We start from the raw sequence: 20,388 nt of genomic DNA on the forward strand, positions 1-20,388 counted from the left end.
GGCGCATCGTGCGCGGCCATGGCCCGTCGCAGTTCCCCCGGAAGCGGCGCGGCGCCCGCGGCCGCCGGATCCGCTGCATCCCGCCTGAAAATCCTGCCCCATCATAAGGGAATCGGCCCGCCGCCCGACAACCCTTTCGCGCCCGGCCGTGACCCGGTCGACACACCGCCATGACCATTTCATGCGCGGGCACTCCCGGGATCGCCCGCCGCTTCGGCCGGATCGTCGTTCAGGAAAGCTCGTGGCAGTCGGCGCGGCGCACTTCCTCGACGAACTTGCGCATCCTGTAGCCGTCCTTGATGCCCGGCTCGGACTCGATGCCGCTGGACACGTCCACCCCCCACGGCAAGGTGGCGGTGATGGCGTCGAACACGTTCTCCGGCTTGATGCCGCCGGCCAGCAGGAACGGACGGTGCAGGCCGGTCGGCAGCTGCGACCAGTCGAACGCCACGCCGGTGCCGCCGCCACCGCCCGGGGCATGGCTGTCGAACAGGAAGCCGGCGGCGTTGGGATACGCCATCTGCAGCCCGCGCGCATTCACCTCGTCCCTGCCGCCCATCGCCACCGCCTTCAGGTACGGCAGGTTGAAGCTGCGGCAGAACGCCTCGTCCTCCTCGCCATGGAACTGCAGCAGGGTCGGCCGCACCGTGCGCAGCACTTCGCGCACCTCTTCCTTGGGGTTGTTGCGGAACAGCGCCACCACGTCGACCATCGGCGCGGTGGCCTGGCGCATCGCCCGCGCCTCGGCCGGCGCCACCCGCCGCGGGCTGCCCTTGGCGAAGATGAAGCCCACCGCATCCACCCCCAGTTCGCCGGCCAGGCGGATGTCGCCGGCGCGGGTCATGCCGCAGAACTTGATGCGCGTGCGGTACAGCGTTCGAGTCATAGCGTGACCTCGTCAGGCAGCTGCCAGTCGTCCGGATACAGCGGGCCGACGAACACCAGTCCTTGCGGCGGCGCGGTCGGCCCGGCCAGGGTGCGATCGCGTGCGGCCAGCAGTTCGCCGATCCACGCGACCGGCTGCTCGCCGGCCCCCACCAGGATCAGCGAACCCACGATATTGCGGACCATGTGATGAAGGAATGCATTGGCCTGCACCTCGATCTCGACCAGCTCGCCGTGGCGGCGCACCGAGATCGACTGCAGTTCGCGGCGCGCGTGCAGCGCCTGGCACTGCACGCTGCGGAAGGCGCTGAAGTCGTTCTCGCCGAGCAGCGCCTGCGCCGCCTCGTGCATGGCCCCGGCGTCCAGCGCGCGCCGTTCCCAGCTCAGGGTCTGCCGGTACAGCGCCGGCCGCACCTGGCGGTTGAGCAGCCGGTAGCGGTAGCGGCGCGCGCGCGCCGAGAACCGGGCATGGAAATCGTCGGCCACCGGCACGCACCAGCGCACGCAGACCGAGGGCGGCAGCCGCGTGGTGGTGCCCAGCACCCAGCCGCGCGGCTCGCGCACGACGTCGCTGTCGAAATGCACCACCTGGCATTCGCCGTGCACGCCGGCATCGGTGCGGCCGGCGCAGACCACCGTCACCGGCGCATCGGCCACCGACGACAGCGCCTGCTGCAGCGTTGCCTGCACGCTGGGGCAACCGCTTTCGCCCAGCTGCTGCCAGCCCTTGAAATCGCTGCCGTCGTATTCCACGCCCAGCGCGTAACGCATGCTTCAACCTCGGAATCGTTGGCGCCGACGGCCGCGGCCGCTCACCCGGCGTCGCGCTCGGACCAGACGGCGAGCTCGTTGCCGCCGGGTTCGGCGAAGTGGAACCGGCTGCCGCCGGGAAAGGAGAAGGCCGGCTTCACCACCTGCCCGCCATGGCCGGCGACGGCGCGCTGCACCGGCTCCAGTTCCCCGGCGTACAGCACCAGCAGCGGCGCGCCCCGGGCTGCGGCCGGTTCGCCGCGGAAGAAGCCGCCCTGCAGGCGGCCGTCGTCGAAGGCGGTGTAGTCCGGGCCGTAGTCCTGGAAGCGCCAGCCGAAGACCTGTTCGAAGAAGGCGCGGCTGGCCGCCGGATCGCGCGAGGCGAACTCCACGTAGTCGATCCGGCGTTCGCGGTTCATCGCGGCGGCAGCCTCGGCGTTCAGCCGAGGCGCCCGAGCAGTTCGACCGCCTCGGCGCGCGCCTGCGCATCGCCGCCGACGGCCACCTCGCGCAGCAGCGTGCGCGCGGTCTCGGCATCGCCCAGGTCCATGTAGGCGATGGCCAGCTCCAGCCGCTCGCGCCCGGCCGGCGCCGGATTCAGCGGCGCGATGTCGGCGCCGTCGCCGCCGCGCCAGGGCGCCTCGTCCTCCGCCGCGTCCTGCTGCAGCGTTTCCGCCGGCTCGGCGACATCGGCCGGCACCGCGAACGGGGCCTCGGCGACCTCCTCGTCGTACTGGGCGATCACCAGGTCCTCGTCGCGCTCCTGCAGCGTGGGCAGTTCCGCGGCCTCGGTGCGGCCCTCCGGCATCGCCGAGGCCAGCGCCGCGGTATCGAAACCATGCCGCGACAACGGCGGCAGCGGCGACGGCTTGCGCCGGCGCGACAACGCCCAGGCGAACCCGCCCAGCACCAGCAGCACCACGCCCGCCCACAGCCATGCCGGCAGGCCGCCGTCGCCGCCTGCCGGTGCCTGCGCCAGGCGCTGCTGGGCCGCGGCCAGGTCGCTGTCCTTCATCTCGATCAGCGCCTGCTGCTGTTGCTGCAGCTTCTCCAGCTCGGCGATGCGGTCACGCAGCTCCTGCACCTCCGCATCGCGGGTGGCCAGATCTTCCGTTGCCTGCCGCAGCTGCTCGTTCCCCAACATGTCACCCTCGCCACCGGCACCGAGGCCGGTCGTCGTTCCTGCGTTCTGCCCGGTATCGGCCACCGCCGGCGCGATCTCCAGCCGTGCGTCGCTGGTCGCCGGCGCGGCGGCGCCGGCCGGCGCCTGCGCCACTGCCGCGGTACCCGCCTCGGCCGGCTGCGGTACCGGCGCGCGCGCCTGCCGCCATTGCGCGGCCTGCTCGCGCACGATCGCGGTGGCTTCCGCCGCACCGATCTGCGCCAGTTCGTCCTGCCGGGGCGTACGCAGCACCGCGCCCTGCTTGAGCAGGTTGACGTTGCCGCGGATGAACGCCTCCGGGTTGGCGCGCATCAGCGCGACCATGGTCTGGTTGAGCGAATAACCGCTGCCGCGCGCCAGTTCGCTGGCGATGTGCGACAGCGTCTGCCCGCGCTGCACCGGCGCCAGTTCGGCACCGGGCGCCACCGGAGCGACCGGGGCCGGTGGCGGACGCACCGCCGCAGCCGGCGCGGCGGCCGGCGTGACCGGCGCGACCGGGGTCGGCTCGGGTTCCGGCAGCGGAGTCTCGGCCAGCGGGATCGGGGCCGGCTCCGGGTCGCGGACGATGAGGTTGGACAGCGCCGCTTCCGGTGCCTCGATCGCCGGCTCGGCGATGGCCGCGGCGGTATTCGGTGCGTCGATCAGCGCCGAGTACTCGCGCACCAGCCGGCCCTGGCCCCAGTCGACCTCGATCAGGAAGCTCAGCGCCTGCACCTCGACCGGCGTCTGGCTGGTGACGCGGATGACCGCGCGGCCCTGCGCGTTCTGCGCGAACTGGAACTGCAGTTCGCTGACCAGGCCGTGCGGGCGTTCCAGCCCGACCCGGGCGAAGGTGGCCGGCGAGGCCAGCGCCACGCGCGCGTTCTCCAGCTCGCCGGGATCGCTGGAAATGACCGGAATCTCGGCCAGCAGCGGCTGGCCCGGCCTGGAAAGTACCCGGATGTCGCCCAGCCCCAAGGCCATCGCGGCGCTGCTGCACAGCGCCAGGACGAGTGCGAGCACGCCTTGTATCGGGCGCACGGCGCCCCTGCCCCTAGTTCTCATGGCGGCCAATATAACGGCTCGCCCCGGTTTCGAATACCGCGCATCGGCGATCTCCGCCCGCGATCTCGATGCCGGTCACAGGACCGGCATCGCTGCCACGTTCAGCCCTCGCGCGCAACCAGCTCGGCCAGCTGCACCGCATTGAGCGCGGCGCCCTTGCGGATGTTGTCGGCGACCACCCACAGGTTCAGCCCGCGCGGGTGCGAGAAGTCCTCGCGGATGCGGCCCACGTACACCGGGTCGTTGCCGGAGGCGTGGGTCACCGGGGTCGGATAGCCGCCGGCCTCGTGGCGGTCGACCACTTCCACGCCCGGCGCCGCGGCCAGCAGCTCGCGCGCCTGCGCGGGGGTGATCTTCTTCCTGGTCTCGATGTTGACGGCCTCGGAATGGCCGTAGAACACCGGCACCCGCACCGCGGTGGGGTTCACCTGGATGCTGCTGTCCTCCAGGATCTTCTGCGTCTCCCACACCAGCTTCATCTCTTCCTTGGTGTAGCCGTTGTCCTGGAAGTCGTCGATGTGCGGGATCAGGTTGAAGGCGATCTGCACCGGGAAGCGCTGCGGGTCGATGTCCTGGAACGCCAGCAGCTGCGCGGTCTGCTTGCCCAGTTCCTCCAGCGCCGAACGGCCGCCGCCGGACACCGACTGGTAGGTGGCAACGTTGATGCGCTCGATGCCGTACTCGCGATGGATCGGCGCCAGTACCGGCATCAGCTGCATGGTCGAGCAGTTGGGATTGGCGACGATGCCGCGCGGGCGGTTCTTCAGCGCGTGCGGGTTGACCTCGGACACCACCAGCGGCACGTCGTCGTCGTAGCGGAACGCCGAGGAGTTGTCGATCACCACCGCGCCGGCCGCGGCGAACTTCGGCGCGTACTCCTTGGAGACGCCGCCGCCGGCCGAGAACAGCGCGATGTCCACGCCCGCCGGGTCGAAACCGGCCAGGTCCTGCACCGCGATCTTGTCGCCGCGATAGTCGATCTCGCCGCCGGCCGAGCGCTCGGAGGCGAGCAGGCTCAGCTTGCCGACCGGGAAATCGCGTTCGGCCAGGATCGACAGCATGGTCTCGCCGACGGCGCCGGTAGCACCGACGATGGCGACGTGGAAGGAACGGCTTGCATTGCTCATGGGGGTTCTACTCGTGGGTTCGAATGGGGAAGACGCACTGCACGCTGGGTTCGGGGAACCTCCGGCAACGGCGGCGGAGGCTCCCTATCGTTTGACGTCGCCGGCTTTGTCGCCACCCACGGTGGCGCCGCCGGCTTTGGCGGCAGCCACGGCACCGGCGTTGAGCGCGCTCGGCGGATTGCCGGCATGCGGCCCCTGCCCCAGCGCGGCGATCAGGTTGTCCACCGCCAGCGACACCATCGCCCGGCGCGTGGCCAGGCTTGCGCTGCCGATGTGCGGGGTCAGCACCACGTTGCGCAGCGCCAGCAGTTCCGGCCGCACCACCGGCTCGCCCTCGTAGACGTCCAGTCCGGCCGCGGCCAGGCGGCCGTTGGCCAGCGCCTCGGCCAATGCCAGCTCGTCGACGATGCCGCCGCGGGCGATGTTCACCAGGGTGGCGGTCGGCTTCATCTTCGCCAGCGCGGCCGCATCGATGACGTGGTGGCTCTGCGCGGTGTACGGCAGCACCAGCACCAGGTGGTCGGCCTGCGCCAGCAGTTCGTCGAAGCCGGCGTAGCGAGCGCCGACCTCGCGCTCGACCGCCTCCGGCAACCGCGAGCGGTTGTGGTAGAGCACGCGCATGCCGAAGCCGTGGGCGCCGCGGCGGGCGATGGCCTGGCCGATCCGGCCCATGCCGAGGATGCCGAGCGTGCTGCCGTGGATGTCGGCGCCGAGCATGGTCGTGAACGACCACGGCCCCCACTGCCCCTCGCGCAGCCAGCGCTCGGATTCGGTGATGCGGCGGGCGGCGGCCATCAGCAGCGCGAAACCCAGGTCGGCGGTGGTCTCGGTCAGCACGTCGGGGGTGTTGCTGGCGAGGATGCCGGCCGCGCCGAGCGCGTCGATGTCCAGATTGTTGTAGCCGACGCCGACGTTGGCGATGGCGCGCAGCCGCCGCGCGCCGGCGATCTCGGCCGCGCCGATGCGCTCGTTGAGCGTGACCAGGGCGCCATCGGCCTCGCGCAGCTGCGCGGCGATGCCGGCGCTGTCGTAGGCGGTCACCTGCGTGGTCGCGGCCACGTCGAAATACGCCGCCAGCCGTTCGACCACGTCGTCGAACAGCGGCTGCGATACCCAGACGCGGGGCCGCGCTTCAGCCATCGACGCCACCGGGAATGCGCGGCGCCACCGCGCCGACGTCGCCGCACTGCGCGCGGTGGCGCAGCGCCTGGTCCATCAGCACCAGCGCCATCATCGCCTCGGCGATGGGGGTGGCGCGGATGCCGACGCACGGGTCGTGGCGGCCGGTGGTGACCACCTCCACCGGATTGCCGTCCACGTCCACGCTGGCGCCGGGCAGGCGCAGGCTGGAGGTGGGCTTGAGCGCGATCGAGGCGACCACCTGCTGGCCGGTGGAGATGCCGCCGAGGATGCCGCCGGCATGGTTGCTGGCGAAGCCCTCCGGTGCGATCAGGTCGCGGTGCGCGGTGCCCTTCTGCGCGGCGCTGGCGAAGCCGTCGCCGATCTCCACGCCCTTGACCGCGTTGATGCTCATCAGCGCGGCGGCCAGTTCGCCGTCGAGCTTGCCGTAGATCGGCTCGCCCCAGCCCGGCGGCACGCCGTCGGCGACCACGTTGACGCGCGCGCCGACCGAATCGCCGGACTTGCGCAACGCGTCCATGTAGGCCTCCAGCGCCGGCACCTGGCCGGCGTCGGGCCAGAAGAACGGGTTGTCCTCCACCGCGTTCCAGTCGAAAGCGGCCGGCGTGATCTCGCCCAGCTGCGACAGCCAGCCGCGCACGGTCACGCCGTAACGCTGCTGCAGCCACTTCTTGGCGATCACCCCGGCGGCCACGCGCATGGTGGTCTCGCGCGCCGAGGAACGGCCGCCGCCGCGCGGGTCGCGGATGCCGTACTTCTGCCAGTAGCTGTAGTCGGCGTGGCCAGGGCGGAACTGCGCGGCGATGTTGCCGTAGTCCTTGCTGCGCTGGTCGGTGTTGCGGATCAGCAGCGCGATCGGGGTACCGGTGGTGCGGCCCTCGTAGACCCCGGACAGGATCTCGACCTCGTCGGCCTCGCGCCGCGCCGAGGTATGCCGGCTCCTGCCGGTGGCGCGCCGCTGCAGGTCGTGGGCGAACGCCTCCGGCGCGAGCTCCAGCCCCGGCGGGCAACCGTCGACCACGCAGCCGATCGCCGGCCCGTGCGACTCGCCGAAGGTGGTGACGGTGAACAGCTTGCCGAAGGAATTGGAGCTCACGGCCTTCCCTCGCCCGTAGAGCCGAGCTTGCTCGGCTGCACAGGCTCGCCCGTAGAGCCGAGCTTGCTCGGCTGCACAGGCATCCGAAGCCGGAAGCAGCCGAGCAAGCTCGGCTCTACGGCGGGGGCGGCCATCGTCGTCATCGCTGCGCGGCCAGCTCCGCGATATGCGCGTTATGCGCGATCAGTTCGCGGCATTCCACCGCGAAGATGCCCATCTGCCCGACCTTGAACTCGATCCAGGCGAAGTCCACCTCCGGCAGCAATGCGACCAGGTGACGCTCGGACTCCCCCACCTCGCAGATCAGCAGGCCGTCCTCGGACAGGTGGATCGGCGCATCGCGCAGGATCTTCAGCACCAGGTCCAGGCCGTCGTCGCCGGCGCGCAGGCCCAGCTCCGGCTCGTACGAGTACTCCTGCGGCAGCGCGTCGGTCTCGTCGTTGGTGACATAGGGCGGGTTGGTGACGATCAGGTCGTAGTGGCGGCCGGTCAGCCCGGAGAACAGGTCGGACTTGAGCAGGGTGACGTTGTGCGCGTCCAGCCGCGCCTTGTTCTCGGCCGCCAGCGCCAGCGCGTCGTCGCTGATGTCGACCCCGTCCACCCGCCAGTGCGGGTAGTAGTGGCCCATGGCGATGGCGATGCAGCCCGAACCGGTGCACAGGTCCAGCGCGCGGTTGACCTCGCGCCCGCCCAGCCACGGCTCGAAGCCGGATTCGATCAGTTCGGCGATCGGCGAGCGCGGCACCAGCGCGCGCGCGTCGCTCTTGAAGCTCAGCCCGGCGAACCAGGCCTCGCCGGTCAGGTAGGCGGCCGGCACCCGCTCGACCACGCGGCGCTCGAACAGCGCCAGCACCTTTTCCTTCTCGCCCTTCAGCAGCCGCGCCTGGCCGTAGGCCGGGCCCAGGTCGTGCGGCAGGTGCAGGGTGTGCAATACCAGCTGGGTCGCCTCGTCCAGCGCATTGTCGTAGCTGTGGCCGAAGGTGAGGCCGGCTTCGTTGAAACGGCTGGCGCCGTAGCGGATCAGGTCGATGATCGTGTGGAGTTCGGCGGCCGCTTCGGCAGTCATGACAATGGCTATGGGGCAGATCGGCCCCCGATTATAGGGGGCCGCCCGGTATATTGAGCGTCCGTTGCAAGGGAAACTTCGGCATCCGTGCAGTTGCGGAAGGCCGGCGTGGCCGGCCGCAGGACCTCCCGGACCCCGGCCCGTGGGACCTGCGACGGCGCCAACCAACCGGCGTGCGACGGCATGCGCGCCCCGCCCTTCACCCGTGCCGGCCCGGCGAGCGCCGCGGCGCACGCCCCACCCATGGAATGCCAGGCCCCATGTTCAACCGCACAACGATCATCGTCCTGATCATCGCCCTGGCCGCCGGCCTGGGGCTGGTGACGGCGCAGAAGGTCTTCGGCCCCGCCGCCGACGCCCCGTCGACGCGCTCCATCACCTTCTACCCGCAACCGCGCGAGCTGCCCGACTTCAGCCTCGGCCAGTCCGACGGCACCCGCCTGATCCCCGGCGAACTCAAGGGCCACTGGACGCTGGTGTTCCTCGGCTTCACCACCTGCCCGGACGTGTGCCCCACCACCCTGGCCGAACTGGCGCGGGCGCAGAAGCAGTGGGAGTCGCTGCCGGACACGATCCGCCCGCGGCTGGTGCTGGTGTCGGTGGACCCGGAACGCGACACCCCCGCGCGGCTGGGCGAATACGCGCACGCCTTCCACAAGGACACCCTAGCCGCCACCGCCGACGTACCGTCGCTGGAGAAGTTCGCCACCGCGCTGGGCTTCGTGTTCCAGAAGGTTCCCGGCCGCCATTTCGACGAGAACCCGCAGGACTACAGCATGGACCACTCGGCCAGCATTGCCGTGCTCGATCCCGATGGCAAACTCGCCGGCCTGATCCGCCCACCCTTCGACCCGTCGGCCATCGCCGCCGACCTGCAACTGCTGACCGAGAAAACCGCCCCATGAGTCTGACCACCACGCTGACCTACGCCCTGCCCCACCGCCTGCTGTCGTCGCTGGCGCGCAGGCTGGCGTACTCGGAGAACCCGCGCGTGTCGCGCTGGCTGATCGACACGGTGACCGCGAAGTTCGGCGTCGACCTGGACGAGGCCAGCAACCCCGATCCGCGCAGCTATGCCAGTTTCAACCGCTTCTTCACCCGCGCCCTCAAGCCTGGCGCACGGGTGGCCGATCCCGATCCGCGCGCCTTGCTGATGCCCGCCGACGGCCGCGTCAGCCAGCTCGGCCCCATCGAGGACGGGCGCATCTTCCAGGCCAAGGGACAGTCGTTCACCGCCGCCGAACTGCTCGGCGACGCTGCCGCCGCCGAACCGTTCCACGACGGCCTGTTCGCCACCGTGTACCTGTCGCCGCGCGACTACCACCGCGTGCACATGCCCTGGACCGGCACCCTGCGCGAGACCGTGCACGTGCCCGGGCGGCTGTTCAGCGTCGGCCCGGCCGCGGTCGCGCACGTACCGCGACTGTTCGCGCGCAACGAGCGGCTGGTGTGCCACTTCGACACCGACTTCGGGCCGATGGCGCAGGTGATGGTCGGCGCGCTGCTGGTATCGGGCGTGGAAACCGTGTGGAGCGGCGAGGAGATCCCCGCCTATGGCGACCGCATCACCCGCAAGGACTGGCGCGGCAAGGGGATCGTGCTGGAGCGGTTCGCGGAAATGGCAAGGTTCAACTACGGCTCGACCGTGATCGTGCTGCTGCCCCCCGGGGTGGCCGAGCTTGCGCCTGCGCTCGCCGCGGAAAGCCCGGTGCGCCTGGGACAACGGCTGGCGACGTTGAAGTAATCACCCGGGGGCCCTGGTCCGGGTATATGGCGACGTGTCTCCTCCGGCGTCCATCGAGATGCCGATGGCGGACACGCAGTCTGGCGCCAAGGCACTTCCGCTTCGGATGCCCCTTCCATCGTCGCTCCCGCGCAGGCGGGAGCGACGATGGAGGAGCGACGGCAGGAATGCATGGGGGCGACAGTAGAAAGTAGAAGCATGCGTACGCCGCTGTACGCATCCGATCCGAAAGTGCTCTGACCAGGCCACGACAGGAGAGTTTCCGGGAATGAATCCCCATGCAAGGCATCGACGGATGGCCAGGACGCCGGCAAGGCGATGGCTGCTGGCTGCACTGCTGGCGACGCTGGCCGGCTGCGCCGAGAAGACCGAGCAGCAGCAACTCGACGCGCTGCGCGAAGGAGTGGGCTATCGCAGCTACCGCCAGTTCAGCGAACGCGGGGTGCCGCTGGCCTACGAGGGCTACGTGCGCGGTGCGCAGATGAGCGGCGAGACGCCGCCGCCACTGACCGCCGACGATCTCTGCGCCGTCCACACGCTGCTGTCCTACACGGCGCTGTCGGCCAACCGGCTGCTGCCGGCGGTCGTGGAGGCGGACCTGCTGGAGCGCGACTGCGGCAGGGAGGGCGCGATGATCGCCAACGCCCTGCGCTCGGTGGTGTTCCATCGCAAGCAATGGCCGGGCCTGGCCCTGGAGGCAAGCAATGCGGCCTGGCGCGATGCGCCCGACCCCGACCGGGCCAGTGCGCTGATCGTCGCGCTGCACCTGTTGATGGGCTATGCCGCGGTCATGGACCAGCATTGGGACCGGGCGCAGGTCCACATCGATGCGCTCGGCGTGATGCTGCAGGCGCCTTGGCTGGGCGAACTGGGCCAGGCCGGGCTGGAGCTGCAGCAGCAGCGTTACCTGGACGGCCTGCGCCGGCTAAAGCGGGTCAGCGAGAATCCCGCGGTGCCGCCCGTCATCCGCGAGGAACTGCAGGGCATCATCGAGCGGATCGAGGCCGAGACCGGGAACCTGGACTCGCGCCTGCTGCTGGCGAAGGTGCTGGGCAAGGCGCTGTGGCAGGCGGCCCGGGAACACGGCAGCCCCGGCCTGCAACGCCTGCTCGGCTTTGCCGAGAGCCGGCGCTGGAGCGAGGTGGCGGCCGCCACCACGACCGATGCACAGGGCTGGTGGAACCGGTTCACACAGCGCTGGCGCCGCGACGATGGCGCCGACGTCCCGGAGCCGCCCTCCTCCTGAGCGCGGCCCGGCCACGCATCCGCGGTACGCCATCGTTGCGCTCCGGTCGGCCATGCGGCGCGACGGGAACGCGAGCCGCCGTCAGCGGCTGCAGCCTTCCAGCTTGAGCTTCTGTCCCGGCTTGATCGCATAGGCCGGGGCACGCAGGCCGTTGGCACGCGCCAGCTGCGGAACCTGGCACTGGTAACGGCGGGAGATGCTGCTCAGGGTGTCGCCGCGGACCACGGTGTGGCTGCGCGCGGCCCTGGCCGCCGGTCGCGGCGCCACCGCCGCCGCGGGCGTGACTCCGCCCGTCCCGGCCATGGGTTCGGCGCTGCCCACCGCCACGCTGCCGGTGTACTGCGTCGCCTGCGGCCGCACGATCGCGGCGTTGAGGTCGGCGGTGATCAGGGTGCGCGCCAGGTCGGCGCGCGGACCGCTGACGCAATAGCGGTTGTACAGCCCGGCGATGCGGGTGGTGGCATTGATCGTGGTACCCGCCGGGATCCAGCCGTCGGCCTCGTAGCGCGGGTTGAGGTTGCGCAGCACCCGCATGTAGCCGTCGCGGGTGCCGGTGCTGCCCAGGCAGATGGTCAGTTCGTAGATGGTGGTGGACTTGGCCAGCCGGATCGTCGCCGGCTGCGCATTGACCTTGGGGAACTCGACGCCGTACTGCTGCGGGTGCAGGAAGATCCAGGCCGCGGCGATCACCATCGGCACGTAGTCCTTGGTTTCGCCGGGGAACTGGCTGTAGACCGAATCCACCCAGAAGCTCTGCCCGCCGCTCTGGCTGTACACGCGCTGGGCGCGGCCCTCGCCGCCGTTGTAGGCGGCCAGCGCCATCTCGATGTTGCGGTTGAGCTGGCCCATGCGCTCGTTCATGTAGGCAGCGCTGGCCTCGGCGGCGCTGCGCGCGTCGTAGCGGGTGTCGAAGCCGGTGCCGTCCGGCCCCAGGCCGAAACGGCGGCCGGTGGCCGGCATGAACTGCATCAGCCCGGCGGCACCGGCGCGCGAGGTGGCGTGCACGCGGCCGTTGGATTCCTTGGCCATGATGCCGAACAGCAGCGCCTCGGGCAGGTCGCGCCGCTCCCACTCCGGCCACATCACCGCGCGCAGGTTCATATAGTTCTCGTAGCTGGTCAGCAGCGCCGGGCGCATGTCGGTCAGCCAGCGGCGGATGCCGGCCTGCACCGCCGGGTTGTACTCGACCATCTGGTCGAAGGCGTGGCGGTGGTCGTTGAGCAGCGCGGCGGCGCGCGCGGCCTCGGGCACGTCGGCGGTCAGCGGGCCGACGTGGTCCGGGTCGGCTTCCAGCAGGCCGCCGTCCTCGTCGGCGGCCTGCGCCTGGACGTCGTCGCTGTTGCTCTTGAGCAGGCGCTTGTAGGTGACCAGCAGGTTGCCCACCTGGCAGCCGCGCTGGGCCACGCAGGCGCTGATCACGTCCTCCATGTCCTCCAGTGCCGCGTCGCCTTCGGCGGTGCCCTTGGGATCGGCATTGTTCACCAGCACCAGTGCGTCGTTGTAACGCTTCTCGGCCGTGGCCATGCGCTGCTCCAGGGCGTCGATCTTCTCCCGGTCGCGGGCGGATACCCGCTGGGCATGGGCGGCGGGTGCGGCGGACAACAGCGACAGGGCCACCAGGACCGGCCAGCTGCGGGCAATCAGGAAGGAAACGGACATCAGGGGCACTGCGCGCGGAAGAGCCGGCAGGTTAGCCGCCCCGCTCCTGCCGGGGCAAGGATGCCGTGGCCGCGATACAGTCGCTCGTTAGAATCCGCCCATCTCCAACATGAGCCCCTCCATGGATCCCATCCTGCTCGGCAAAGGCATCACCGACGACATCGCGGTCACCCTGCTTCCCCGCTTCGGCAACCGCCACGGACTGGTCGCTGGCGCCACCGGCACCGGCAAGACGGTGACCCTGATGACCCTGGCCGAAGGCTTCTCGCGGATCGGCGTGCCGGTGTTCCTGGCCGACGTGAAGGGCGACGTGGCCGGGCTGGCGGTGCCCGGCGACGGCAACGACAAGCTGCTGCAGCGCGCCGCCGAGATCGGCGTGGCCGACTACGCGCCCGGCGCCAGCCCCACCGTGTTCTGGGACCTGTACGGCCAGCTCGGCCATCCGGTGCGCACCACCGTCAGCGAGATGGGGCCGACCCTGCTGGCGCGCATCCTGGAACTCAACGACACCCAGTCCGGGGTGCTGGACATCGTGTTCAAGCTGGCCGACGACCGCGGCCTGCTGCTGCTCGACCTGGACGACCTGCGCGCCCTGCTCGGCCTGGTGGCCGAGGAACGCAAGGACATCTCCACCGAGTACGGCCTGGTCAGCGCGCAGTCGGTGGCGGCGATCCAGCGCGCGCTGCTGCGGCTGTCGCAGGACGGCGGCGAAGCCTTCTTCGGCGAGCCGGCGCTGGAGCTGGCCGACATCATGCGCGTCAACCACGACGGCCGCGGCGTGATCGGCATCCTCGCCGCCGCGCAGCTGATCCTCAAGCCGCGGCTGTACTCCACCTTCCTGCTGTGGCTGCTGTCCGAGCTGTTCGAGACCCTGCCGGAAGTCGGCGACCTGGAGAAGCCCAAGCTGGTCTTCATCTTCGACGAGGCGCACCTGCTGTTCGACGACGCCCCGGCCGCGCTGGTGCAGCGCATCGAACAGGTGGTGCGGCTGATCCGCTCCAAGGGCGTGGGCGTGTACTTCTGCTCGCAGTTCCCCGACGACGTGCCGGCCAACATCCTCGGCCAGCTCGGCAACCGCGTGCAGCACGCGCTGCGCGCCTTCACCCCGCGCGACCAGAAGGCGGTGCGCACCGCCGCCCAGACCTTCGTGCCGAACCCGAAGCTGGACGTGACCGCCACCCTGTCGCAGATGGGCACCGGCGTGGCGCTGGTCTCCACCCTGCAGGACAAGGGCGTGCCCTCGCCGGTACAGGAGACCCTGATCGCGCCGCCGCGCTGCCGCATGGGCGCGATCACCGACGCCGAACGCGCCCAGGTGCGCGCCGGCAGTCCGGTCGGCACCCGCTACGACACCGCGATCAACCGCGAATCAGCCGCCGAGCTGCTGGCCAGCCGCGCGCAGAAGGTGGCCGAGGAGAGCAAGGCGCCGAAGGCCCGCACCCGCGAGCAGGACGAGGCGCAGGAAGGCGGCTTCGGCCAGGCGATCAAGGATGCGGTATTCGGCACCAAGCGCCGCCAGGGCATGATCGAGACCATGGCCAAGCAGACCACCCGCACCGTCGGCACCAAGCTCGGCAACCAGATCGTGCGCGGCATCCTCGGCGGCCTGTTCGGCGGCCGCAAGTAGGAGCGCCCGGCAGAGTCGCCGCCCCGTCTCCGCGTACCGCCATCCGCGGAAACTGCCGGACCGGATCACGGATTCTTCCAGGTCGTCGCCCCCGCGCAGGCGGGGGCCGGGTGCCTTGCGCCCTTCCCGGAAGAATGTCGCTGCCCCTCCCGCCTGCGCAGGGGCGACGAACGGGGCTCCACGCCTTCGGCGGGCGCACGACGCGCGGCGATTGCCGGCGCGCGCCCGCTGCCGCCACAATCCGCAGCATCGACGACAGGGGAACAGTCATGGACGACCGGCATCGCCGCCACGATCGCACCGCCACCGCGCCCGAGCCGTTCTGGCAGCGCCTGCGCGCGATCACGCTGTATCCGCTGCGCGGCCCGGCGCTGTACTCGATGGTCGCGCTGACCCTGTGCACGCTGCTGGGCATGCTGCCCGGCATCGGCTGGATCCTGGCGATCGTCACCTGGCTGGCGATCTACCGCTACAGCTTCGAGATCCTGCGCGAGACCGCCCACGGCCGCATGCAGTCGCCCGAGCACACCCTGGGCTCCAGCGACGGCACCGTGCTGCGCTTGATCGCGCTGATGCTGCTGTTGGGCATCTTCATCGTCGTGGTGGCGGTGCTCGCCGGTCCGGTGGCGGCCCTGCTCGCGCTGCTGGTGGTGGTGTTCCTGCAACCGGGCTGCGTGATCTCGCTGGCGCTGGACGGCAGCCTGCGCACCGCGGCCAATCCGGCGACCTCGCTGACGCTGGCCACCCGCATCGGCTGGCCGTACCTGGCCGCGTTCGGCCTGCTGTTCGTGATCCAGGCCAGCGCGCTGACCGCCGGTCGCTGGGTCCACGCCTGGCTGCCGCCGATCGTCGGCGACCTCGCGCTGACCTTCTTCAGCATCTGGGGCCTGTTCGCCGCCTTCCACCTGATGGGCTACCTGGTCTACCAGTACCACGAGGCGCTGGGCTTCGAGCCGGAAGGCGCGGCCGAGGCGCTGGCGCGGCACGATCCGGACCAGGCGCTGCTGGACGAGGCCGGGCAGTACGTGCGCGACGGCCATGCCGACGCCGCGCTGGACAGCCTGCGCGGCGCGATCCGCTCGCGCGCGGTCGGCGTATCGGTACACGAGCTGTACCAGCGCCTGCTGCGCTCCGCCGGCCGCCCCGACCAACTGCGCGAGCACACCCGGCAATACATCAACCGGCTGGTGATGGAGAAGCAGGAACGGCGGGCGCTGGCGCTGCTGCGCGAAGCGCTGGACAGCGATCCGGACTTCACCCCGATGCAGCAGGAACACGCCGCGCTGCTGGCCGAACGCGCGCGCCTGGCCGGGCAGTTCCAGCTCGCCACCGACGCGCTGCTGGCGATGCTGCGCGCCTGGCCGCGCGCCGCCGAGGCGCCGCAGTGGGCGTTGCAGGCCGCGCTGCTGCTGGCCGAACGCTTCGGCCGCGACGCCGACGCCCGCCAGCTGCTGGAGCAGGCGCTGCAACAATGCGAGGACGAAGAACAGCAATCCAAGCTGCAGGCAGCGCTGAAGGCGCTGGCGACGGCCCCGGCCTGAGCGGCGGCGCGGTTCAGCCGTTCTCGAGGAGGAAGCGGGCCTTGTCGGCCTGCGGCAGCTCCGGGAAGCGCTCGATCAGCATCCGCAGCAGCCGGTACTGCCGCTCCACGCCGCTCTGTTCGCCGTGGCGCAGTGCCAGCCGGAACCAGTGCCCGGCCTGGACATCGCGCGGGAGTGCCGCACCATTTCCGAGCAGCAGGGTTTCGGCCTCGTCCAGCTTCCCCAGCGCGACCCACGTTTCCAGCAGCAACCCGGTTTCGTCCGGGCTCAGCGGCGCGCCGGCCGCCTGCAGGGCAGCGGCGGCTTCGGCCTGCAACCGTGCGGTTCCGGCGTCGTCGGTCGGCAACCGCAGCAGTTCCAGCGCCCGCTGCCGCGCCGCCTGCCGCTGGCCGGCGTTGGCGGCGGCGCGGTAGCGCGCCATGGCGATATCGGCGCGGCGTGGCTGCTCCTGCGCCAGCGCCGCCAGCAGTTCCTCGGCCTCGCGGTTCTCCATCCGCCCCAGGTGCCGTTGCGCCCGCTCCCAGCGGTCGTCCGCAGCGGCGGTCTCCTCGTCGTCCCGCATGTAGCCGGCGCGCACCTGGCCGGTCAGTACCAGCACCGCGCCGATCGCCGCACCGCACAGCAACCCGCCGGCATGCGCCTCGAATGCGACGCCCTTGTCGCCGTTGGCCAGCAGGTTGTAGACCTCCCAGCCCAGCCACAGCGGCAGCAACCAGATCGCCGGCGCGCGCACGTAGTCGAACACCACGCCGAACCAGTAGAAGAAGCGCACCGGTCGCCGCCCCCAGACCACGCAGAACGCGCCCATCATCGCCGCCACCGCCCCGGACGCGCCCAGGCCGCCGCCGGTTTCGCCCCAGCGCCACAACAGGCTGGCCGCGCTCGCTCCCAGCGCGCCCAGCACATATACCGCCAGCAACCGCAGCGGCCCGACCGCGCCCTCCAGCAGCAACCCCAGCACGATCAGGAACAGCATGTTGCCGACCAGGTGCATCGCCCCGGCGTGCAGGAATGCCGAGGACAGCATCCGCGCCGGCGACCATTCGGAACCGCGCAGGATGTGGCGCAGGGTGAACACCTCGTCCAGCAGGCGGTCGTACTGCCGCCGCAGCGGCTGCCAGGCCTGCGCCTGCTCCGGCGTCTCGAACAGCGCACCGGCCGCGAGCGCGGCGACGAAGCCGACGTCGGTCAATGTACGTTGGCCGACGAAGGCGGCCTGCTGCGCCGGCGCCAGCTCCGCCAGCTCGGCCGCGGCGTCGGCCTGGCCGGAATGCCGCAGGTGCCGCGCATAGGCCGGCACCTCGTACTCGCCCAGCCCCGATTGCAGGTAGTAGCGCTGCGCCGCGTCCAGCCGCGCCTCGTCGCCGGCCTGCCAGCCGAAGAACACCAGCACGTTGGCCAGCACCAGCAGCATTGTCGCCAGCGGGAAATTGGCCAGCGTCAGCGGCTTGTGCAACGGCAGGATCAACATGCGCGGACATCCGTGTCGGAGAGGCCGCAGCTTCAGGTATCGGATGGCCTTGCGCAAGAGCGGCCGGCTACCATTCCCGGTCTTCCCCGACCCGCATCGCATCCATGAGCCGCTGGCGCCCTCCTGCCGAAAAAAGCACTGCCCTGATCACCGCGCAGGGCCACGCCCGGCTGAAGGCCGAACTGGACGAGCTGTGGCGCCACAGGCGCCCGGAAGTGGTCAAGGCGCTGGCCGCGGCTGCGGCCGAAGGCGACCGCTCGGAAAACGCCGAGTACACCTACCGCAAGAAGCAGCTGGGCGAGATCGACCGCCGCGTGCGCTACCTGACCAAGCGCCTGGAAGCGCTGCGCGTGGTCGATACCCGGCCCTCCGATCCGCGGGCGGTGTTCTTCGGCGCCTGGGTGGAGCTGGAGAACGTCGACAGCGGCGAGAGCAGCCGCTATCGCATCGTCGGCCCGGACGAAACCGATGCCGGCAACGGCTGGATCAGCATCGACTCGCCGCTGGCGCGCGCCCTGCTGAAGAAACGCATCGACGACGAATTCGAGGTACAGCTGCCCGGCGGCGCCACCTGTTTCGTGCTGGTCGACGTCAGCTACGACGCCTGATCAGGTCAACGGCCGCGGGTACGCCCGCCCCTCCCGCAGCGGGCGGAAATAGTCCGTCTGTGCATAGAAGCCGGCATCCTGCCGCGGGTGCCAGCCGGGAATGCCGGCCAGCGGCAATGGGCGCAGTTCCAGCGGGTCTTCGAGGATTTCGCCCGAGTCGATCGCGCCGGCCACGCGTTCCGCGCAGGCCGCGTCATCCTCGCCCACCACCACCAGGCACTTGCCCACCGACCGGCGCCCGGGCAGCAGCGCCTGCTCCATCAGGGCGTGGCCGAGCACCGCCGCGATCGCGATATCGCCATGCCGCCACCATCCGGCGCGCCCCAGGAACAGCGTCGTCCAATCGTGCCGGTCCCATGCGTCCAGCAATGCGGCATCGCGCACCCGCACGATCGCGCCGGCCTCGTCGAACTGGGTCAATGCCTGCTGGGCGCGGTTGCGTCGGTGCGGCCCCATCCGTGCGACATGCAGGCACTGCCGCGCATTGAGCGCGGTCTTGATGGCCGGATGGCGCGCCCAGACCATTGCATTGAACAGGTCGTGCCAGTTCTGCGCGCGGGTGGCGATGCACCCGTGTTCGCCGATGCGCACTTCGTAGTGCAGCCCGTCGTCGAGCAGGGCCGCATCCTGTACGACAAAGCGCTTGCCCGGCAGCGGCAGGCGCTCATTGAGCGAGGGGACGCCGGGCCATCCGGCACCCGTCATCACGTCATGGAAATCGCCGAAGCCGGCGAACAGCGGATGTGAGAAGCAGGCCGGATCGACCTCCCCGCGCGCCGGGGCGACGAAGCGGCGCCGGCGCCCATTCTCCGCGGATGCGGATGCCGGGTCGGTCACAGCACCTTGAGGTCGAGCGGCTTGCCGGCCCGTTCGACGATGGCATCGCCGAACAGGTCGTGCTCGTCGCTGTCGGTGATTTCCACATCGACGAAATCACCCACGCGCAGCCCGGCCTCGCCGGCGTTCTGGATGTGCACCAGGCCATCGATCTCCGGCGCGTCGGCCTTCGAGCGGGCCACGGCGATGCCGTCCTCGATGGCATCGACCAGGCATTGCTGCACGCTGCCGATCCTGGCCTCGAGCTTGGCGGCGGAGATGGCGGCCTGCTTTTCCATGAATCGCGCCAACCGCTCCTGCTTCACTTCTTCCGGCACCGGGTCGGGCAGCGCGTTGGCCGCCGCGCCCTCCACCGGCGAATAGGCGAAGGCGCCGACGCGGTCGAGCTGGGCGGCATCGAGGAAGTCCAGCATCGCCTCGAATTCGGCATCGGTCTCGCCGGGGAAGCCGACGATGAAGGTCGAGCGCACGGTGATGTCCGGGCAGATCCCGCGCCAGCGCAGCACCCGCTCCAGGGTCTTGTCCACCGCGCCGGGGCGCTTCATCAGCTTGAGGATGCGCGGACTGGCATGCTGGAACGGGATGTCCAGGTACGGAAGGATCTTTCCCTCGGCCATCAGCGGCACCACGTCGTCCACGTGCGGGTACGGATAGACGTAGTGCAGGCGGGTCCATGCCTCCAGTTCGGACAGCCCCTCGCACAGCGCCTTCATGCGGGTGGCGTATTCCTTGCCGCGCCAGGTGCCCGGCGCATACCTGCGGTCCACGCCGTAGGCCGAGGTGTCCTGCGACACCACCAGCAGTTCGCGCACGCCGCCGCGCACCAGCCGCTCGGCCTCGCGCAGCACTTCTTCCACCGGGCGCGAGACCAGGTCGCCGCGCATCGACGGGATGATGCAGAAGCTGCAGCGGTGGTTGCAGCCCTCGGAAATCTTCAGGTAGGCGTAGTGGCGCGGAGTCAGCTTGATGCCGTAGTCCGGCACCAGGTCGACGAACGGGTCGTGCCTCGGCGGCAGCGCCGTGTGCACCGCCTCCATCACCGTGGCGTAGTCCTGCGGACCGGACACCGACAGCACGTCCGGGTACTGCTCGCGGATCATCTCCGACTTCTTGCCCAGGCAACCGGTGACGATGACCTTGCCGTTCTCGTTCATCGCCTCGCCGATGGCGTCCAGCGACTCGGCCACCGCCGAATCGATGAAGCCGCAGGTATTGACCACCACCACGTCGGCGGCATCGTAGGACGGCACGATGTCGTAGCCCTCGACCCGCAGCTGGGTGAGGATGCGTTCGGAATCGACGAGCGCCTTCGGGCAGCCAAGGCTGACGAAGCCGACTTTGGGGTTCAGCTGGGACATGGGGTCTGCGGTTCTGGGGGCCGGGGA

18 protein-coding genes are annotated in these 20,388 nt (G+C 70.7%); 6 read left to right on the plus strand and 12 right to left on the minus strand.

The genetic code is table 11. The annotated features are described in order from the left end of the window. Positions 1-229: 229 nt before the first annotated feature. From OK345_RS00240 to prmB, 8 genes are all read right to left on the minus strand, one after another. Positions 230-886 carry a phosphoribosylanthranilate isomerase gene (locus OK345_RS00240; protein ID WP_265125141.1) on the minus strand — a complete coding sequence of 219 codons (657 nt, stop codon included), beginning with the start codon at positions 884-886 and terminating at the stop codon, positions 230-232. Continuing rightward, a complete protein-coding gene (gene truA, locus OK345_RS00245; protein ID WP_265125143.1) occupies positions 883-1,656 on the minus strand; it encodes a tRNA pseudouridine(38-40) synthase TruA in 774 nt (257 codons plus the stop codon). Before truA ends, OK345_RS00240 begins: the two co-directional genes overlap by 4 nt. Before the next feature lie 41 nt (positions 1,657-1,697). Further along, positions 1,698-2,054 carry a VOC family protein gene (locus OK345_RS00250; protein WP_265125145.1) on the minus strand — a complete coding sequence of 119 codons (357 nt, stop codon included), beginning with the start codon at positions 2,052-2,054 and terminating at the stop codon, positions 1,698-1,700. Positions 2,055-2,074: 20 nt separating this feature from the next. Beyond that, positions 2,075-3,841, minus strand: a complete 1,767-nt coding sequence (locus OK345_RS00255) for a type IV pilus assembly protein FimV (RefSeq protein ID WP_265125147.1) — start codon at positions 3,839-3,841, stop codon at positions 2,075-2,077. Positions 3,842-3,942: 101 nt separating this feature from the next. Further along, positions 3,943-4,968 (minus strand): aspartate-semialdehyde dehydrogenase, encoded by a 1,026-nt coding sequence (locus tag OK345_RS00260; RefSeq protein WP_265125149.1) that lies wholly within the window; start codon positions 4,966-4,968, stop codon positions 3,943-3,945. 84 nt (positions 4,969-5,052) lie between these two features. Continuing rightward, positions 5,053-6,108: a 2-hydroxyacid dehydrogenase gene (locus OK345_RS00265; protein WP_265125151.1), complete on the minus strand. Its 1,056-nt coding sequence runs from the start codon at positions 6,106-6,108 to the stop codon at positions 5,053-5,055. Continuing rightward, a complete protein-coding gene (gene aroC, locus OK345_RS00270) occupies positions 6,101-7,204 on the minus strand; it encodes a chorismate synthase (protein WP_265125153.1) in 1,104 nt (367 codons plus the stop codon). Before aroC ends, OK345_RS00265 begins: the two co-directional genes overlap by 8 nt. A gap of 139 nt (positions 7,205-7,343) precedes the next feature. Next, on the minus strand, positions 7,344-8,270 hold the full coding sequence (gene prmB, locus OK345_RS00275) for a 50S ribosomal protein L3 N(5)-glutamine methyltransferase (RefSeq protein ID WP_265125155.1): 927 nt from the start codon (positions 8,268-8,270) through the stop codon (positions 7,344-7,346). Positions 8,271-8,530: 260 nt separating this feature from the next. On the opposite strand from prmB, the gene OK345_RS00280 reads away from it, so the two are divergent. From OK345_RS00280 to OK345_RS00290, 3 genes are all read left to right on the plus strand, one after another. Continuing rightward, on the plus strand, positions 8,531-9,175 hold the full coding sequence (locus OK345_RS00280; protein WP_265125157.1) for an SCO family protein: 645 nt from the start codon (positions 8,531-8,533) through the stop codon (positions 9,173-9,175). Further along, positions 9,172-10,014 carry an archaetidylserine decarboxylase gene (asd, locus tag OK345_RS00285; protein WP_265125159.1) on the plus strand — a complete coding sequence of 281 codons (843 nt, stop codon included), beginning with the start codon at positions 9,172-9,174 and terminating at the stop codon, positions 10,012-10,014. Before OK345_RS00280 ends, asd begins: the two co-directional genes overlap by 4 nt. Before the next feature lie 295 nt (positions 10,015-10,309). Then, positions 10,310-11,260: a hypothetical protein gene (locus tag OK345_RS00290; RefSeq protein ID WP_265125161.1), complete on the plus strand. Its 951-nt coding sequence runs from the start codon at positions 10,310-10,312 to the stop codon at positions 11,258-11,260. A gap of 81 nt (positions 11,261-11,341) precedes the next feature. Here OK345_RS00290 and OK345_RS00295 read toward each other — a convergent pair whose 3' ends face one another. Next, positions 11,342-12,919, minus strand: a complete 1,578-nt coding sequence (locus OK345_RS00295) for a transglycosylase SLT domain-containing protein (RefSeq protein ID WP_265125163.1) — start codon at positions 12,917-12,919, stop codon at positions 11,342-11,344. 121 nt (positions 12,920-13,040) lie between these two features. Between OK345_RS00295 and OK345_RS00300 the strand changes: the two genes are divergently transcribed. Both OK345_RS00300 and OK345_RS00305 read left to right on the plus strand, forming a co-directional pair. Continuing rightward, complete coding sequence (locus OK345_RS00300; protein ID WP_265125165.1) at positions 13,041-14,546, plus strand: helicase HerA-like domain-containing protein; 1,506 nt, start codon at positions 13,041-13,043, stop codon at positions 14,544-14,546. Positions 14,547-14,815: 269 nt separating this feature from the next. Then, the gene (locus tag OK345_RS00305; protein ID WP_265125167.1) at positions 14,816-16,087 is read left to right on the plus strand and encodes a tetratricopeptide repeat protein; all 1,272 of its coding nucleotides are present in this window, start codon (positions 14,816-14,818) and stop codon (positions 16,085-16,087) included. 13 nt (positions 16,088-16,100) lie between these two features. On the opposite strand, the gene OK345_RS00310 is transcribed toward OK345_RS00305, so the two are convergent. Next, positions 16,101-17,558: a rhomboid family intramembrane serine protease gene (locus OK345_RS00310; RefSeq protein WP_265125169.1), complete on the minus strand. Its 1,458-nt coding sequence runs from the start codon at positions 17,556-17,558 to the stop codon at positions 16,101-16,103. Positions 17,559-17,662: 104 nt separating this feature from the next. On the opposite strand from OK345_RS00310, the gene greB reads away from it, so the two are divergent. Then, positions 17,663-18,166: a transcription elongation factor GreB gene (greB, locus tag OK345_RS00315; protein WP_265125171.1), complete on the plus strand. Its 504-nt coding sequence runs from the start codon at positions 17,663-17,665 to the stop codon at positions 18,164-18,166. On the opposite strand, the gene OK345_RS00320 is transcribed toward greB, so the two are convergent. Both OK345_RS00320 and rimO read right to left on the minus strand, forming a co-directional pair. Then, positions 18,167-19,003, minus strand: a complete 837-nt coding sequence (locus tag OK345_RS00320; protein WP_265125173.1) for a DUF3025 domain-containing protein — start codon at positions 19,001-19,003, stop codon at positions 18,167-18,169. Continuing rightward, entirely contained in the window at positions 19,000-20,361 is a 1,362-nt protein-coding gene (rimO, locus tag OK345_RS00325; protein WP_265125175.1) for a 30S ribosomal protein S12 methylthiotransferase RimO, read from the minus strand. Before rimO ends, OK345_RS00320 begins: the two co-directional genes overlap by 4 nt. Between the last annotated feature and the right edge of the window lie 27 nt (positions 20,362-20,388).

The organism is Xanthomonas chitinilytica (assembly GCF_026107455.2).
In the GTDB taxonomy this organism is placed as follows: Bacteria; Pseudomonadota; Gammaproteobacteria; order Xanthomonadales; family Xanthomonadaceae; genus Stenotrophomonas; species Stenotrophomonas chitinilytica.